16 protein-coding genes are annotated in these 17,229 nt (G+C 66.0%); 15 read left to right on the forward strand and 1 reads right to left on the reverse strand.

Annotated elements, in window-relative coordinates; all coding sequences use genetic code 11:
- Positions 1–111: 111 nt before the first annotated feature.
- Positions 112–762, reverse strand: coding sequence for an outer membrane protein OmpA (ompA, locus tag AC07Y4_RS00710; RefSeq protein WP_062468651.1), 651 nt, complete (start codon positions 760–762; stop codon positions 112–114).
- Between the two features lie 224 nt (positions 763–986).
- On the opposite strand from ompA, the gene gyrA reads away from it, so the two are divergent.
- From gyrA to crcB, 15 genes are all read left to right on the forward strand, one after another.
- Positions 987–3,632, forward strand: coding sequence for a DNA gyrase subunit A (gene gyrA, locus AC07Y4_RS00715; protein ID WP_062468652.1), 2,646 nt, complete (start codon positions 987–989; stop codon positions 3,630–3,632).
- Positions 3,629–4,216, forward strand: coding sequence for a DUF2059 domain-containing protein (locus tag AC07Y4_RS00720; RefSeq protein ID WP_235926701.1), 588 nt, complete (start codon positions 3,629–3,631; stop codon positions 4,214–4,216). The genes gyrA and AC07Y4_RS00720 overlap by 4 nt, the downstream gene beginning before the upstream one ends.
- Before the next feature lie 6 nt (positions 4,217–4,222).
- A complete protein-coding gene (serC, locus tag AC07Y4_RS00725; protein WP_487850200.1) occupies positions 4,223–5,353 on the forward strand; it encodes a 3-phosphoserine/phosphohydroxythreonine transaminase in 1,131 nt (376 codons plus the stop codon).
- A gap of 24 nt (positions 5,354–5,377) precedes the next feature.
- Positions 5,378–6,499 carry a prephenate dehydratase gene (pheA, locus tag AC07Y4_RS00730; RefSeq protein WP_062468655.1) on the forward strand — a complete coding sequence of 374 codons (1,122 nt, stop codon included), beginning with the start codon at positions 5,378–5,380 and terminating at the stop codon, positions 6,497–6,499.
- 18 nt (positions 6,500–6,517) lie between these two features.
- Entirely contained in the window at positions 6,518–7,411 is an 894-nt protein-coding gene (locus AC07Y4_RS00735; RefSeq protein ID WP_095946882.1) for a prephenate dehydrogenase, read from the forward strand.
- Between the two features lies 1 nt (position 7,412).
- Positions 7,413–9,431, forward strand: a complete 2,019-nt coding sequence (locus tag AC07Y4_RS00740) for a bifunctional 3-phosphoshikimate 1-carboxyvinyltransferase/cytidylate kinase (RefSeq protein WP_487850199.1) — start codon at positions 7,413–7,415, stop codon at positions 9,429–9,431.
- Between the two features lie 232 nt (positions 9,432–9,663).
- A complete protein-coding gene (gene rpsA / locus AC07Y4_RS00745) occupies positions 9,664–11,352 on the forward strand; it encodes a 30S ribosomal protein S1 (RefSeq protein WP_062468664.1) in 1,689 nt (562 codons plus the stop codon).
- An 80-nt stretch (positions 11,353–11,432) separates the two neighbouring features.
- A complete protein-coding gene (locus AC07Y4_RS00750) occupies positions 11,433–11,759 on the forward strand; it encodes an integration host factor subunit beta (RefSeq protein ID WP_056582668.1) in 327 nt (108 codons plus the stop codon).
- A 46-nt stretch (positions 11,760–11,805) separates the two neighbouring features.
- Positions 11,806–12,141, forward strand: coding sequence for a LapA family protein (locus AC07Y4_RS00755; RefSeq protein WP_487850198.1), 336 nt, complete (start codon positions 11,806–11,808; stop codon positions 12,139–12,141).
- Positions 12,131–13,318, forward strand: a complete 1,188-nt coding sequence (gene lapB, locus AC07Y4_RS00760; protein WP_447742346.1) for a lipopolysaccharide assembly protein LapB — start codon at positions 12,131–12,133, stop codon at positions 13,316–13,318. Before AC07Y4_RS00755 ends, lapB begins: the two co-directional genes overlap by 11 nt.
- A 137-nt stretch (positions 13,319–13,455) precedes the next feature.
- Complete coding sequence (locus tag AC07Y4_RS00765; protein WP_159277835.1) at positions 13,456–13,788, forward strand: ComEA family DNA-binding protein; 333 nt, start codon at positions 13,456–13,458, stop codon at positions 13,786–13,788.
- Positions 13,789–13,950: 162 nt separating this feature from the next.
- Positions 13,951–14,919 carry a TRAP transporter substrate-binding protein gene (locus tag AC07Y4_RS00770; RefSeq protein ID WP_487850197.1) on the forward strand — a complete coding sequence of 323 codons (969 nt, stop codon included), beginning with the start codon at positions 13,951–13,953 and terminating at the stop codon, positions 14,917–14,919.
- A gap of 3 nt (positions 14,920–14,922) precedes the next feature.
- A complete protein-coding gene (locus AC07Y4_RS00775) occupies positions 14,923–15,456 on the forward strand; it encodes a TRAP transporter small permease (RefSeq protein ID WP_095744336.1) in 534 nt (177 codons plus the stop codon).
- 27 nt (positions 15,457–15,483) lie between these two features.
- Positions 15,484–16,797, forward strand: a complete 1,314-nt coding sequence (locus tag AC07Y4_RS00780; RefSeq protein WP_175497132.1) for a TRAP transporter large permease — start codon at positions 15,484–15,486, stop codon at positions 16,795–16,797.
- A 25-nt stretch (positions 16,798–16,822) separates the two neighbouring features.
- Positions 16,823–17,209 (forward strand): fluoride efflux transporter CrcB, encoded by a 387-nt coding sequence (gene crcB, locus AC07Y4_RS00785; RefSeq protein ID WP_070063999.1) that lies wholly within the window; start codon positions 16,823–16,825, stop codon positions 17,207–17,209.
- Positions 17,210–17,229 lie beyond the last annotated feature (20 nt).

A 17,229-nucleotide genomic window follows, 5' to 3' on the forward strand; every position in this document is an offset into this window, starting at 1 on the left:
GCAAAGCCCGGCTCGAAAGCAATGGGCCTGCATCGGGCACGGCCGCAAATACGGCAGGCATAAAAAAACCCCGCCGAGGCGGGGTTTTCATTCGTCGACGGAATCGATCGATCAGTTGGCGCGGGTGCCAACCACTTCGATTTCCACGCGACGGTTCTTGGCGCGGCCTTCCTTGGTGCGGTTGTCAGCCACAGGCTGCTTCTCGCCCTTGCCTTCGGTGTAGACGCGGTTGCGTTCGATGCCCTTCGAGACCAGGAAGGCCTTGACGGCTTCGGCGCGACGCACCGACAGACGCTGGTTGTAGGCGTCGGTACCGATGGAGTCGGTGTGACCCACAGCGATGATGACTTCGAGGTTCACGCCACGGATCTTCTCGACCAGGTCGGTAAGCTTGGCGCGACCTTCGGGCTTCAGCACCGACTTGTCGAAGTCGAAGAAGGCGTCAGCAGCGAAGGTGACCTTCGAAGCAGCGACTTGTGCGGCAGGCGGAGCGACCGGAGCGCCAGGCGTGGGAGCCACAGCAGCCGGAGCAGCCGGAACCAGAGCGCCGTCGCAACCGGCGGCAGCCGTTGCGGGCGTCCAGTTGGCATCGCGCCAGCACAGTTCGTTCGTGCCGTTCTTCCAGACCAGTTCGCCGGTGCCGTTTTGCCAGTTGTCGATCGTAGGACCGCCGTTCGCAGCGGTGACACGGGTCTGCGCGCCGGCGGCAGTGGCGAGCGCAGCGACTGCAAACATCATCGCCACTTTATTCAGTTTCTTCATGGTTCTCCTCTTGGGGAAAAAGCCGCAGCCGCGCTGCGAATCAAGGACGCTTTAAGTGACCACCACCCAAAACGTTGAGACGATTGTGCCATAGGGTCTTTGGCAAACAGGCCGCTGGACGCCCCTGAAGCGTAGGACGGAGGCGGAATAGAGCCCTTGTGTTGCGGCGGTGCGACACCCCTCACAGCGTAAAATTTCGCCTTCCTGCCGCCAGCCTCTTGCTCATGACCTCCTTCGCCAAAGAAACCCTGCCCATCAGTCTCGAAGAGGAAATGCGCAGCAGCTACCTCGATTACGCCATGAGCGTGATCGTCGGCCGGGCGCTTCCCGACGCCCGCGACGGCCTCAAGCCGGTGCACCGGCGCGTGCTGTACGCGATGCACGAGCTCAACAACGACTGGAACCGGCCCTACAAGAAGTCGGCCCGTATCGTCGGTGACGTGATCGGTAAGTACCACCCGCACGGCGACCAGTCGGTCTACGACACCATCGTCCGGCTGGCCCAGGACTTCTCGATGCGCCACATGCTGGTCGACGGCCAGGGCAACTTCGGGTCGGTCGACGGCGACAACGCCGCCGCAATGCGTTATACGGAAATCCGGCTGGCCAAAATTGCGCACGAAATGCTGGCCGATATCGACAAGGAAACTGTCGACTTTCAGGACAATTACGACGGCTCCGAAAAAGAACCGAAAGTTTTGCCCAGCCAGCTGCCGAATTTGCTGGTCAATGGCTCCGGCGGTATTGCGGTCGGCATGGCCACCAATATCCCGCCGCACAACCTGAATGAAGTGGTGGATGCCTGCCTGTATCTGCTGCGCAATCCGCAGGCGAGCATCGACGAGCTGATGGAAATCGTGCCGGCGCCCGACTTCCCCACCGCCGGCATCATCTACGGCATCAACGGCGTGAAGGACGGCTACCGCACCGGCCGCGGCAAGGTCGTGATGCGCGCCAAGTGCCACTTCGAGGACATCGACCGTGGCCAGCGCCAGGCGATCATCGTCGACGAGCTCCCCTACCAGGTCAACAAGAAGACGCTGCAGGAGCGCATGGCCGAGCTGGTGCACGAGAAGAAGATCGAAGGCATCAGCCACATCCAGGACGAATCCGACAAGTCGGGCATGCGCCTGGTGATCGAGCTCAAGCGCGGCGAAGTGCCCGAGGTGGTGCTCAACAACCTCTACAAGCAGACCCAGCTGCAGGACACCTTCGGCATCAACATGGTGGCGCTGGTCGACGGCCAGCCCAAGCTGTGCAACCTGAAGGACCTGATCGAGGTCTTCCTGCAGCACCGCCGCGAAGTGGTCACGCGCCGCACCGTCTTCACGCTGCGCAAGGCCCGCGAACGCGGCCACGTGCTCGAAGGCCTGGCGGTGGCGCTGGCCAACATCGACGAGTTCATCCGCATCATCCGCGAGTCGCCCACCCCGCCGGTCGCCAAGGCCGAGCTCATGACCCGCAGCTGGGACAGCAAGCTGGTGCGCGAAATGCTCACGCGTTCGCGCGCCGACGGCGGCGTGATCAACGCCGACGACTACCGCCCCGAAGGCCTCGAGCGCGAGTACGGCATGGGCGGCGACGGCCTGTACCGCCTGTCGGAAACGCAAGCGCAGGAAATCCTGCAGATGCGCCTGCAGCGCCTGACCGGCCTGGAGCAGGACAAGATCGTTGCCGAGTACAAGGACGTCATGGCCGAGATCGACGACCTGCTCGACATCCTGGCCAAGCCCGAGCGCGTCTCGATCATCATTGGCGACGAACTCGGCGAGATCAAGCAGGAGTTCGGCCAGTCGAAGATCGGCGCCCGCCGCAGTCTGGTCGAGCACAGTGCCTACGACCTCTCGACCGAAGACCTGATCACGCCGACCGACATGGTGGTCACGCTCTCGCACAGCGGCTACATCAAGAGCCAGCCACTGGGCGAGTACCGCGCGCAAAAGCGCGGCGGGCGTGGCAAGCAGGCCACGTCCACCAAGGACGACGACTGGATCGATCAGCTCTTCATCGCCAACACGCACGACTACATCCTGTGCTTCTCCAACCGCGGCCGGCTGTACTGGCTCAAGGTGTGGGAAGTGCCGGCGGGTTCGCGCGGTTCGCGCGGACGCCCCATCGTCAACATGTTCCCGCTGCAGGAAGGCGAGAAGATCAACGTCGCGCTCGCCCTCACCGGCGAGAAGCGCAACTTCCCGGCCGACCAGTACGTGTTCATGGCGACCTCGATGGGCACGGTCAAGAAGACGGCGCTCGACGAATTCAGCAACCCGCGCAAGGGCGGCATCATTGCCGTGAACCTCGATGAAGGCGACTACCTCATCGGCGCGGCGCTGACCGACGGCAAGCACGACGTGATGCTCTTCAGCGACAACGGCAAGGCCGTGCGCTTCGACGAGGAAGACGTCCGCCCGCTGGGCCGCAACGCCCGCGGCGTGCGCGGCATGTCGCTGGAGCCCGGCCAGGGCGTGATCGCCATGTTGGTGGCCGAGGACGAGCAGCAGAGCGTGCTCACCGCCACCGAAAATGGTTACGGAAAACGCACAAGCATTACCGAATACACGCGTCATGGTCGCGGAACCAAAGGCATGATCGCGATTCAACAGAGTGAGCGCAACGGCAAGGTCGTTGCCGCCACGCTCGTTCATGCGGACGATGAGATCATGCTCATCACCGACAAGGGTGTGCTCGTGCGCACCCGTGTGGCCGAGATTCGCGAACTGGGTCGGGCGACGCAAGGCGTCACGCTGATCGGGCTCGACGAAGGCGCCAAACTCAGCGGGCTTCAACGCATCGTCGAAAACGACGCGAACGGCGAAGGTGAGCCGGACGCAGACGACACTTCCACATCTTCAACGGAGAATCCTCAGTGAAAAAACAACTCAAGCTCGCACTCCTGACCGCTGCCCTCGCCGGCTCGTCCATGGCCGCCATGGCCCAGGACAAGGCCACGCTGATCAAGCAGTTCATCGAGATCCAGCGCCCCGGCATCGAGTCGCTGGCACGCGGCCTGATCGAGCAGTCGAGCGCCCCCATCGCGCAAGCCGGTTCGCAGTACCTGCAGACCCAGGTGCCCGAAGCCAAGCGCGAATCCGCCGCCAAGGCCGCCGACGCCGAGCTGAAGAAGTACTTCGACGACGCCTACCCGCTGGTGCGCGACAAGGCCGTGCAGATCGCCCCTGGCGCCCTCACGCCCATCCTCGAGCAGAACTTCAGCGAAGACGAACTCAAGCAGCTGCTGGCCTGGATCAACTCGCCCCTGAGCAAGAAGTACCAGGAACTGAACCCGAAGATGCAGACCGCCCTGACGGAAAAGCTGGTGACCGAAACCCGCGCCACCATCGAACCCAAGATGCGCGCACTCGACACCAACGTCGCCAAGGCCCTCGGTGCTCCGACCGACGGTGCAGCAGCTCCCGCCAAGGCGCCCGCCGCCAAGGCTCCCGCCAAGAAGTAAAGCAACGTGACCCAGCAGCAGACGCCGGCCGGCAAGCGCCCCTACAACTTTTCGGCCGGTCCGGCTGCCATGCCGGAGGCGGTGCTGCAACGCGCCGCTTCCGAGATGCTCGATTGGCAGGGCAGCGGCATGAGCGTGATGGAGATGAGCCATCGCGGCAAGGAATTCGGGGCCATCTGCACCCAGGCCGAAGCCGACATCCGCACGCTGCTGGCCATCCCCTCGCACTTTCACATCCTGTTCATGCAGGGTGGCGGCCTTGGCGAAAACGCCATCGTGCCGCTGAACCTGTCGCGCGGCGGCGTTGCCGACTTCGTCGTCACCGGCAGCTGGAGCGCCAAGTCGCACAAGGAAGCGCAGCGCTATTGCACCGCCCGCGTGGCGGCCAGCAACGCCGACAACCAGCACACACAGCTGCCCGATCCCGCCAGCTGGCAGCTGTCCGCCGATGCCTCGTACGTGCACGTGTGCAGCAACGAGACCATCAACGGCATCGAGTTCCAGCAACTACCCGACCTGGCCGCGCTCGGCAGCAAGGCGCCGCTGGTCATCGATTTTTCTTCCCACGTGGCTTCGCGCAGCGTCGACTGGACCCGCGTCGGCCTGGCCTTCGGCGGCGCCCAGAAGAACCTCGGCCCCGCCGGCCTGACCATCGTGGTCGTGCGCGACGACCTGCTGGGCCACGCGCTCGAGATCTGCCCGAGCGCGTTTAACTACAAGACCGTGGCCGACAACCACTCCATGTACAACACCCCGCCGACCTGGGGCATCTACATGGCGGGGCTCACGTTCCAGTGGCTGCTGCAGCAGACCGAGGGCGCGCTCACCGGCATCGCCGCCATGGAGCAGCGCAATGTCGAGAAGGCGAAGCTGCTGTACGACTTCATCGACGGCTCCGACTTCTACGCCAACCGCATCGACGCCAACTGCCGTTCGCGCATGAACGTGCCGTTCTTCCTGGCCGACGAAGGGCGCAACGAGGCCTTCCTGGCCGGCGCGCGCGAAGCCGGGCTGCTGCAACTCAAGGGCCACAAGTCGGTCGGTGGCATGCGCGCGAGCATCTACAACGCCATGCCGTTGGCAGGGGTGCAGGCCTTGGTGGCCTACATGAGAGAATTCGAGCGATCGCATGCGTAGGCGCATGCCCTGTTGCTCGCACCGATGACCGCCTCTGCCCCCACACCACCCACCACCCCCGACAATTCCGAAAGCCTGGCCGGTCTGCGCGTGCAGATCGACTCCCTCGACCAACGGCTGCTGAGCCTGCTCAATGAGCGCGCCCATGTGGCCGAGCTGGTCGGCGAGGTCAAGAAGCGCGAAGGCACGCCCTTCTTCCGCCCCGACCGCGTCGCCGCGGTCATCGACAAGATGCAGAAAAGCAATGGCGGTCCGCTCAAGGACCTCCATGTCGCAGCCATCTGGCGCGAGATCATGTCGGCCTGCCTGGCCCTCGAGTCGCCCCAGCGCGTGGCCGTGCTCGGCCCCGAGGGCACCTTCTGCGAACAGGCCGCCATCGAGTACTTCGGCGGCGCCGCCGACCTGATCTACTGCGCCAGCTTCGACGAGGTGTTCCACGCCACCGCCGCGGGCAGCGCCCAGTACGGCGTGGTCGGCGTCGAGAACTCCACCGAAGGCGTGGTCACGCGCTCGCTCGACCTGTTCCTGCACTCGCCCACCCATGTCGTCGGCGAAGTCAGCCTGCTGGTGCGCCACCACCTGATGCGCAGCAGCAATTCGCTCGAAGGCGTCGAGGCCGTGCTGGCCCACCCGCAGGCACTGGCGCAGTGCCAGACCTGGCTGTCCAAGCACCTGCCCAACGCCGAGCGGCGCGCCGTGTCGAGCAACGCCGAGGGCGCGCGCCTCGCGGCCACCAACCCGGCCTGGGCCGCATTGGCCGGCGAACGCGCCGCCACCCGCTTCGGCCTGCACATCGTGGCGCACGCCATCCAGGACGATTCGTACAACCGCACCCGCTTCTCGGTGATCTGCCTGCCGCAGACGCTGGCCATGCCGCCGGCCTCGGGCAAGGACTGCACGAGCCTGATCGTCTCGGTGCCCAACCGCCCCGGCGCGGTGCACGACCTGCTGGTGCCTCTCAAGGCCAACAACGTCTCGATGACGCGCTTCGAGTCGCGCCCCGCACGCACCGGCCAGTGGGAGTACTACTTCTACATCGACCTCGACGGCCACCCTTCGCAGCCCAACGTGGCCGCGGCGCTGGCCGAACTGCGCGGCCTCTGCGCCTTCTACAAGGTGCTCGGCGCCTACCCGATCAAAGCCTGAGCCGAACGGACCGACGCGATGTTCGAGCAACTGGGATTGATCGGCTGCGGCCTCATGGGCGGCTCCTTTGCGCTCGCGCTCAAGCGCGCGAAGCTGGTGAAACGCGTGGTGGGCTACAGCAAGTCGCCCTCCACCACCGAGCGGGCGCGCCAGCTCGGCGTGATCGACGTGGCGGCGCCCTCGGCGCTGCTGGCGGTGTCGGGTGCCGACATCGTGCTGCTGGCCGTGCCGGTGGCCGCCTCGGAAGCCACCTTCAAGGCGATCCGCCACGGCATCTCGGCCGACACGCTGGTGATGGACGTCGGCTCGACCAAGGGCGACGTGATCGAGGCCGCGCGCAACGGCCTGCAAAAGCAGTTCGCGAACTTCGTGCCGGCCCATCCGATCGCCGGCAAGGAAGTCTCCGGCATCGAGCATGCCGAAGCCTCGCTCTTCACCGGCCGCCAGGTCGTGCTGACCCCCGTCAAGACCACGCTGCGCTCCAACGTGCAGCGCGCCTCGCAGGTGTGGAGCGGCATCGGCGCCAACGTCGTCACCATGACGCACGAAGAGCACGACGCCGCCTTCGCCGCCGTGAGCCACCTGCCGCACCTGCTGGCCTTTGCTTACACCAACGCACTCACCGGCCAGCCGCAGGGCGACCGCTTCCTGAGCCTGGCGGGGCCGGGCTTTCGCGACTTCTCGCGCATCGCCGCCAGCGACCCTGTCATGTGGCGCGACGTGCTGCTCGCCAACCGCGAGCAGGTGCTGCAGCAGTCGCAGGCCTTCCGCAAGGCGCTGGAAGACCTCGAGGCGCTGATGACCGCCGGCGACCTGCAGGGGCTGGAGCAATCCATCGCCGCTGCCAGCAAGGCGCGCGCCGCCTGGCGGCCGAATTCGAGCACCGACGCTCTGGCCCAGCAGGACAGCTGACATGTTCTCGACCGCCTTCCTCGACCTCCCCCCCCTCGCGGGCGCCGCCGGCACGGTCCGGCTGCCGGGCTCCAAGAGCATCTCCAACCGCGTGCTGCTGCTGGCTGCGCTCGCCAGCGGCACCACCACGATCCACGACCTGCTCGATTCCGACGACACGCGCGTGATGCTCGACGCCCTGCGCGCGCTGGGCTGCGGCATCGAGCCGGCTGGCGCCTCGCTACGCATCACGGGCCTGGGCGGCCAGCTGCCGCCTTCGCTGGGTGCGACGCTGCTGCCGCTGTTCCTGGGCAACGCCGGCACGGCCATGCGTCCGCTGACGGCGGCGCTGTCGCTGCTCGGCGGCGAATTCGAACTCAGCGGCGTGCCGCGCATGCACGAGCGCCCGATCGGCGACCTGGTCGACGCCCTCACGCAACTCGGCTGCCGCATCGACTACCTCGGCAACCCCGGCTACCCGCCGCTGCGCATCCACCCGGTGTCCCATGACGAACTGGCGCTCGGCGCACCGATCCGCGTGCGCGGCGACGTGTCCAGCCAGTTCCTGACCGCCCTGCTGCTGGCGCTGCCACTGGCGGCGGCCGACGACATCGTGATCGAGGTGGTCGGCGAGCTGATCTCCAAGCCCTACATCGAGATCACGCTGAACCTGCTGGCGCGCTTCGGCATCACGGTGCAGCGCGACGGCTGGGAGCGCTTCACCATCCCCGCCGGCAGCCGCTACAGCTCGCCGGGCGAGATCCACGTCGAGGCGGACGCCTCTTCTGCTAGCTATTTCATAGCACTCGGTGCTATTGCGACGGGCGTTTCGGGGCAAAACGGCATCCGCATCGAAGGCGTCGGTGCAGCCTCGATCCAGGGCGACATCCGCTTCATCGACGCCGCCCAACAGATGGGCGCACGGGTCGACAGCGGCCCGAACTGGCTCGAAATCCGCCGCGGCGCCTGGCCCCTGAAGGCCATCGACCTCGACGCGAACCACATCCCCGACGCCGCCATGACGCTGGCCGTCATGGCGCTGTACGCCGACGGCCCCACCACGCTGCGCAACATCGCAAGCTGGCGCGTGAAGGAAACCGACCGCATCGACGCCATGGCGAACGAGCTGCAAAAGCTCGGCGCGACGGTTGAGGCCGGCCCCGACTTCATCCGCGTCCACCCCCTGCCCGCCGCCGGCTGGCGGCCCGCCAGCATCCGCACCTACGACGACCACCGGGTCGCCATGTGCTTCTCGCTCGCGGCCTTCAACCCGGCCGGCGTGCCGGTGCGCATCCTCGAGCCGCACTGCGTCGCCAAGACCTTCCCCGACTACTTCGAAACCCTGTTCTCTGTGGCCGAGGCCGCCGATGTGCCCGTGATCTGCATCGACGGCCCGACCGCCTCGGGCAAGGGCACGTTGGCCGCCGAGGTGGGGCGCCTGCTGGGCTACCACTACCTCGATTCGGGCTCGCTCTACCGCGTGACCGGGCTTGCCGCCCGCCGCGCCGGCCTGGAGGCCAACGCCGCGAACGAAGCGCAGATCGCCGCCCTCGCCGCCGCCCTGCCCCTGCAGTTCACCGAGGGCAAGGTGCTGCTGGCCGGCGAAGACGTGAGCGACGACATCCGCACCGAAGCCGCCGGCATGGACGCCTCGCGCGTCTCCGCGCTGCCGGCCGTGCGCGAGGCGCTGCAGGACCTGCAGCACCGCTTTCGCCGCCTGCCCGGCCTGGTGGCCGACGGGCGCGACATGGGCACCGTGATCTTCCCCGACGCAGCGCTCAAGGTGTTCCTCACGGCGGGTGCCGCCCAGCGCGCCGAACGGCGGCATAAGCAGTTGATTTCAAAGGGTATTTCGACTACACTCGACAGTCTTCGCTCCGACTTGGAAGCACGTGACGCCCGGGACTCTTCCCGCAGCGTTGCACCTCTGAAGCCGGCGCAGGACGCTCGCCACCTCGACAACTCCCAGCTGTCCATCGAACGCTCGATCGACACGGTGTTGAACTGGTGGCAAGAAATTCAACCGTTCAAGTCCGCTTGAGCGGATTGAAGTGCAGCCTTTCAAGTCCGCTTGAAAGGCTTGCGTCTCCCGGGTGTTCCGGGTGGCGCCTACCGCTCCAGCAGGCTCCTTCCGCGCGACAGCGCACCGGCCTGCTGGTTGTTCAACCAACCGGGCTCACGCCCACAACCTAACCGCCGTCTACAGACCTCCAGCAGCCGCACGCAATTTCGCAAGAGCGCCTGCCAACCCTGCCTGACGGAAGGAACCATAAATGTCTGAATCTTTTGCCGACCTATTCGAAGAGTCCCTGAAGCGTTCCGAAATGCGCAGCGGCGAGGTCATCACCGCCGAAGTCGTGCGTGTCGAACACAACCACGTCGTCGTCAACGCCGGTCTGAAGTCCGAAGCGTATGTGCCGATCGAAGAGTTCAAGAACGACAAGGGCGAACTCGAAGTCCAGGCCGGCGATTTCGTTTCCGTTGCCATCGGCAGCGTTGAAAACGGCTACGGCGACACCATCCTCTCGCGCGACACCGCCAAGCGTCTGGCTTCGTGGCTCGCCCTCGAGAAGGCCCTGGAATCGGGCGACTTCGTCACCGGCACCACCAGCGGCAAGGTCAAGGGCGGTCTCACCGTCCTGGTCAACGGCATCCGCGCATTCCTGCCGGGCTCGCTGATCGACACGCGTCCGATCAAGGACCTGACCCCGTACGAAAACAAGACCCTCGAATTCAAGGTCATCAAGCTCGATCGCAAGCGCAACAACGTCGTGCTGTCGCGCCGTGCCGTGGTCGAAGCCAGCATGGGCGAAGAACGCGCCAAGCTGATGGAAACCCTGAAGGAAGGCGCAGTCGTGCGCGGCGTGGTCAAGAACATCACCGAATACGGTGCGTTCGTGGACCTCGGCGGCATCGACGGCCTGCTGCACATCACCGACATGGCATGGCGCCGTGTTCGCCACCCGAGCGAAGTCGTTCAGGCCGGCCAGGAAATCACCGCCAAGATCCTCAAGTTCGACACCGAAAAGAACCGTGTCTCGCTGGGTCTCAAGCAAATGGGTGACGACCCGTGGATGGGCGTTTCGCGCCGCTACCCGCAATCGACCCGCCTGTTCGGCAAGGTCACGAACATTGCCGACTACGGCGCGTTCGTCGAACTCGAACCCGGCATCGAAGGCCTGGTGCACGTCTCCGAAATGGACTGGACCAACAAGAACATCGCTCCGAACAAGATCGTCTCGCTGGGCGACGAAGTCGAAGTCATGGTCCTGGAAATCGACGAAGACAAGCGCCGCATCAGCCTGGGCATGAAGCAGTGCAAGGCCAACCCGTGGCAAGAGTTCGCTCAGAACACGAAGCGCGGCGACCGCGTCAAGGGCCCGATCAAGTCGATCACCGACTTCGGCGTGTTCGTGGGTCTGGCTGCCGGCATCGACGGCCTGGTTCACCTCTCGGACCTCTCGTGGAACGAAACCGGCGAAACCGCCGTTCGCAACTACAAGAAGGGCCAGGAAGTCGAAGCGATCGTGCTGGCTGTCGACGTCGACCGCGAACGCATCTCGCTGGGCATCAAGCAGCTCGACAGCGATCCGTTCACCACGTTCACCACCGTGAACGACAAGGGCCAGATCGTGACCGGCAAGGTCAAGACCGTGGACGCCCGTGGCGCTGAAATCGACCTCGGCGAAGACATCATCGGCTACCTGCGTGCTTCGGAAATCTCGCGCGACCGCGTCGAAGATGCCCGCAACGTGCTCAAGGAAGGCGACGAGGTCACGGCCATCGTGGTGAATGTGGATCGCAAGACCCGCAACATCCAGCTGTCGATCAAGCAGAAGGACATGGTCGACGAACAAGGCGCCATGGCCAGCCTGAGCCAGCAGTCGGCACGCGAAAACGCGGGCACGACCAGCCTGGGCGCCCTGCTGCGCGCCAAGCTCGACAACAGCGACAACAAGTAAGCTGAGTCCGAAGACAGAGGCAGGCCCCCGGGGCCGCTCTGTCTTTTTTTTCGTCCACGTTTTTCGTTTATGTTTGGCCTATGACCCGCTCAGACCTCGTCGAAGAACTCGCAGCCCGTTTCGCGCAGCTCACGCACCGCGATGCCGAATACGCCGTCAAGACCATCCTGGACGCCATGAGCGACGCGCTGGTGCGCGGCCATCGCATCGAGATCCGTGGCTTCGGCAGCTTCTCGGTCAACCGCCGTCCGCCGCGCATCGGCCGCAACCCGCGTTCGGGCGAGAGCGTGCAGATTCCCGAGAAGCGCGTGCCGCACTTCAAGCCGGGCAAGGCACTGCGCGAGGCCGTCGACGCGAAGACCGCCGAGCTCGATGCAGGCAAGGAAGCCGCCGGCCGCAAGGCCTGATGCAAATGAATGCAAACGTAGAATGCTCCCGGCAACGGGAACAGCTATGAAGTACCTCCTGTGGCTGCTCAAGGCAGCCATTTTTTTTACGCTCTTCGCCTTCGCGCTGAACAACCAGCACGACGCGACCGTCTACTTCTTCTTCGGAACCCACTGGCGCGCGCCGCTGGTGCTCGTCGTGCTCGCGGCCTTTGCCGGCGGGCTCGTGGTCGGCGCGCTGGGCATGCTGCCCGGCTGGTGGAAACACCGCTCCGCCGCGGCGCAAGTGCCTGCGACCACCGAAGCCCCCTCGCCCGCACCGCTGGCCACTGCGACCGCCTCCGCGGCAACGCCGTCCATCTCCGCCACCGACCTTCCCGCCGTACGTCAACATGGACTTTGATCCCAGCTGGCTGCTGATCGGCCTGCCCGTCGCCTTCGTGCTGGGCTGGCTCGCATCGCGCTTCGACATCCGCCAGCTCAAGCTCGAGAACCGGCAGGCGCCCAAGGCCTACTTTCGCGGCCTGAACTTCCTGCTCAACGAGCAGCAGGACCAGGCCATCGACGCCTTCATCGAGGCCGTGCAGAACGACCCCGATACGCAGGAGCTGCACTTCGCGCTCGGCAACCTGTTCCGCCGCCGCGGCGAGTACCAGCGCGCGGTGCGCGTGCACGAGCACCTGCTGGGCCGCGGCGACCTGAGCCGTGCCGACCGCGAGCGCGCCCAGCATGCGCTGGCGCAAGACTTCCTGCGCGCCGGCCTGCTCGACCGCGCCGAAGCGGCGCTGCAGAAGCTCGAAGGTACGCGCTACGAGAACGAGGCCCGCCTCGCGCTGTTGGCCATCTACGAACGCTCGCGCGAATGGGCGCAGGCCGCCGACGTGGCACAAAAGCTCGACGAGTCCGACCAGGCCAGCTACAGCACGCGCCGCGCCCACCACCTGTGCGAGCAGGCCAACGAACGCGTCGCGGCCGGTGACCTGCAGGGCGCCGGCGACCTGCTCACGCAGGCCCGCGCCCTGGCGCCGCAGGCACCGCGCCCGGCCATCGACACCGCCACCCTGCAGCTGCGCAACGGCGAAGCCGCCGCGGCCTTCGACACGCTCGAAGGGCTCAGCGACACGGCACCGCTGGCGCTGCCGCTGTATGCCGCATCGCTGCAGAAAGCCGCCGTGGCCGCGCAGCGCGAAGGCGAGGCGCTGGCGTTGCTGCAGCGGCGCTATGCCGAGTCGCCGTCGATCGACGTGCTCGAGGCGCTGATCGCGCTCGGCGGCACGCCGGCCCGCACGGCATCGGACGCGCCCGCCGAAGAAGCACCCGCCCCTACGCCGCGCGACAGCTACATCGCCCACCTCGCACACCAGCCCTCGCTGGTCGCGGCGTCGCGCTGGCTCGCCGGCGAGCGCTTCGAGCACGAGCAGTTCCACCCGCAGGTGCAACGCGCGCTCGACCAGGCGACCCGTCCGCTCATGCGCTACCGCTGCGCGGCCTGCGGCTTCGAGGCGCACCAGTACTTCTGGCACTGCCCCGGCTGCCAGGCCTGGGACAGCTATCCACCGCGGCGCGTGGAAGAACTCTGACCACGGTTCAGAACAATCGTCACACGGGGCCTCTGGCCCCGTTTTCACGTCAACTGCCGCGCGCGCCCTCTCGTTGAGCCGAAGCCGATATTCCTGTCGGCATAGCCATACCAACGATTGAAGAGGGAGTTTTCACCATGTTCAAGAAAGTCATCGCCACGCTCGCCATGTGCTTCGCGGCCGTCTCGTTCGCTGCCGTCGACGCCAACAAGGGCAGCGCCGCCGACCTCGACGGCCTCAAGGGCGTCGGCCCGTCGCTGTCCAAGCGCATCCTCGACGCGCGCAAGGAAGGCGAGTTCAAGGACTGGCCCGACCTCATGCAGCGCGTGAAGGGCGTGAAGGAAAAGAGCGCGGCCAAGCTGTCGGCCGAGGGCCTGACGGTCAACGGCCAGAGCTTCAACGGCGCGGCGGCCCCGGCCAAGGCAAGCAAGGCCGGCAAGGTGGCCGAGGCGAAACCCGCCAAGCAGTGACGCCAACCTGAACCGAAGAAACCGCCCCCGAGGCGGTTTTTTCATGCCCGCGCCGGGTGCCGCATCGACACCACATGGCAGGGAAATGCCTCAGCGAATGGCCCGGAATTTGCACGTATGCTTTTCTTTCATTCAGCTTTGACTACATTCCGGAGCGCGTCCATGAATCACAAGTTCGGCATTGCCCTGGCGGGCCTCACCCTTGGCGCCGCCGCCTTCGCGCAAACCAAGTGGGACCTGCCCACCGCCTACCCCGCGACCAACTACCACACCGAGAACATCACGCAGTTCGCGAAGGACGTGGACGCGGCCACCGGCGGCAAGCTGAAGATCACGGTGCACGCCAACGCGTCGCTGTTCAAGGCGCCCGAGATCAAGCGCGCCGTGCAAAGCGGCCAGGCCCAGGCCGGTGAGATCCTGCTGGCCAACTACGCCAACGAGAACCCGATCTACGCACTGGACGGCGTGCCCTTCCTGGCGACGACCTATCCCGAGGCCCGCAAGCTCTACGACGCCTCCAAGCCCGCGATGGACAAGCTGCTGGCCGCCCAAGGCATCAAGGTGCTGTTCGTGGTGCCCTGGGCGCCGCAGGGCATCTACACCAAGAAGGAGATCGGCTCGGTGGCCGACCTGCGCGGCATCAAGTGGCGCGCCTACAGCCCGGCCACGGCCAAGATCGCCGAGCTCATCGGCGCGCAGCCCGTGCAGATCCAGCAGGCTGAACTGAGCGCCGCCATGGCGACCGGCGTGATCGAGAGCTACATGAGCTCGGGCTCCACCGGCTACGACACCAAGACCTTCGAGCACATCAAAAACTTCTACGACACGCAGGCCTGGATTCCGAAGAACGCGATCCTCGTGAACGCCAAGGCCTTCGATGCACTCGACGCCGCCGGCAAGGCCGCCGTGACCAAGGCCGCAGCCGATGCCGAGGCACGCGGCTGGAAGGTCGCGCAGGAGAAGAACGACGAGTACAAGCGCCTCCTGGCCGAGCGCGGCATGAAGATCCACAAGCCCTCGCCCAAGCTGGACACCGACATGCGCCAGGTCGGCGGCATCATGCAGGCCGACTGGCTCAAGGCGGCCGGTACCGACGGCGCGGCGATCGTCGACGCCTACAAGAAGAAGTAAGCCGTGAGGCGCTTCCTCGACCGCCTGTACAACGGTGCCGGCGCGCTCGGCGCATTCTGCGTGTTTCTGATCTTCGTGCTGATGATCGTGGCGGGCGTAGGCCGCCAGATGAACTGGCACGTGAGCGGGCTCAACGACGCGGTGGCCTGGCTGTGCGCGGCGGCGGCCTTCTTCGCGATGGCGCACGCCTTTCGCCACGGCGACTTCGTGCGCGTCACGCTGCTGCTCGATGCCGTGCCGCCCAAGGTGCGCCGCGTGCTCGACGTGGCCTGCCTGCTGATCGCCGCCGTGTCGGTGGCCTACCTGACCTACTGGGCCACCAGCTTCACGTACGAGAGCTACGAGTTCAAGGAAATGGCCACGGGCCTGCTCGTGATCCCGATCTGGATTCCGCAATCGAGCTTCGTGATCGGCTGCTGGCTGCTCTTGATCGCCATGGTCGACGAGCTCGTCGGCGTGGTGCGCGGCGAAAAACCCAGCTACCAGCGCGCCGTCGAGGAGCGCCACGCGGCGGGCGACTTCTCTTCCGACGTCTGAACGACAACGACAACAACAAAGACACCGATGCTCGAAACCCTTCTGATGGGCGCGCTGCTGCTCGGCATCATGCTGTTGCTGCTCGCCGGCGGCGTCTGGATCGCCATGACCCTGGCCATCGTCGGCTGGGTCGGCCAGGCCTTCTTCACCAACACGCTGCCCGGCAAGAACCTGTTCTCGGCCTTCTGGGAGAGCAACGCGAGCTGGGAGCTGGCGGCGCTGCCGCTGTTCATCTGGATGGGTGAGATCCTCTTCAGAACCAAGCTCAGCGAGGAGATGTTCGAAGGCCTGCGGCCGTGGCTGAACCGCGTGCCCGGTCGGCTCATGCACACCACCATCCTCGGCTGCGGCGTGTTCGGCTCGGTCTCGGGCTCCTCGGCCGCCACCTGCGCGACCATCGCCAAGGTGGCGCTGCCCGAGCTCAAGCGCCGCGGCTACAACGAGAAGCTGGCCATCGGCTCGCTGGCCACGGCCGGCACGCTGGGCATCCTGATTCCGCCGTCGATCACCATGGTGGTGTACGCGGTGGCGGCCGACGCCTCGATCATCCGCATCTTCCTGGCGGGCTTCCTGCCGGGCTTTTTGCTGATGCTGCTGTTCTCGGGCTACATCGGCTGGTGGAGCCTGCGCCACCCCGACCAGGTGCCGCCGGCCGATCCGCCGACCACCTTCATGGAGAAGATCCGGCTGTCGGGCAACCTCATTCCCTGCGCGCTGCTGATCGTGTTCATCGTCTGGGTGCTGGTGGCCGGTTGGGCCACGGCCACCGAGTGCGCGGCCTTCGGCGTGCTGGGCTCGCTGGCCATCGCGGCCTACGGCAAGAGCCTGACCTGGCAGAACTTCAAGGACGGGATCATGGGCGCCACGCGCACCAGCTGCATGATCATGTTCATCCTGGCCGGGGCTGCGTTCCTGACCAAGACCATGGCCTTCACCGGCATCCCGCGCGAGCTGGCCGAGTGGGTCGACAGCATGCACCTGTCGCCCTATGCGCTGATCGGCGCGCTGGTGGTGGTGTACCTGGTGCTGGGCACGGCGCTGGACGGCATCTCGATGATCGTGCTGACCAGCGCGGTGGTGCTGCCGATGATCCAGAAGGCAGGCTTCGACCTCGTCTGGTTCGGCATCTTCGTGGTGCTGCTGGTCGAGATCGCCGAGGTCACGCCGCCGGTGGGCTTCAACCTGTTCGTGCTGCAGAACATGACAGGCAAGGACAGCAACGTGATCGCCAGGGCGGCCATTCCGTTCTTCTTCTGCCTCGTGCTGTGCATCGCGCTGATCACGCTGTTCCCGGGTATCGTCACGATCCTGCCCGACCTGGTGATGGGCAAGGAGAAATGACAGTGCGACGACGACAAGGGAACGGATGCCGCCTCTACTGCCGGTTCTAGCGATCTGCGTGGGCGCCTCGTGCGGCGCCCTCGCCCGCTGGGGCCTGGGCCTGTGGCTCAACACCGGCGGCCCCGTGCCCTACGGCACGCTGGCCGCCAACCTCGTGGGCGGCTACCTCGTCGGCGTGGCGGTGGCCGTCTTCCAGGCGCTGCCGCAGCTCGACCCGGTGTGGCGGCTGCTGCTCATCACCGGCTTCCTCGGCGGGCTCACGACCTTCTCGAGCTTCTCGGCCGAAGTGGTCGCACTGCTGCTCGGCGGACGGCCGCTGCTGGCGCTGGGCACCGGCCTGCTGCACCTGTGCGGCTCGCTGGTGCTGACCTGGCTGGGCATCCGCAGCGTGCAGCTCGTGCTGGCTGCGTGACAGCGAAAAAACTGCCCGTG

It is taken from the genome of Variovorax sp. GW460-12-1-14-LB1, from assembly GCF_059423605.1.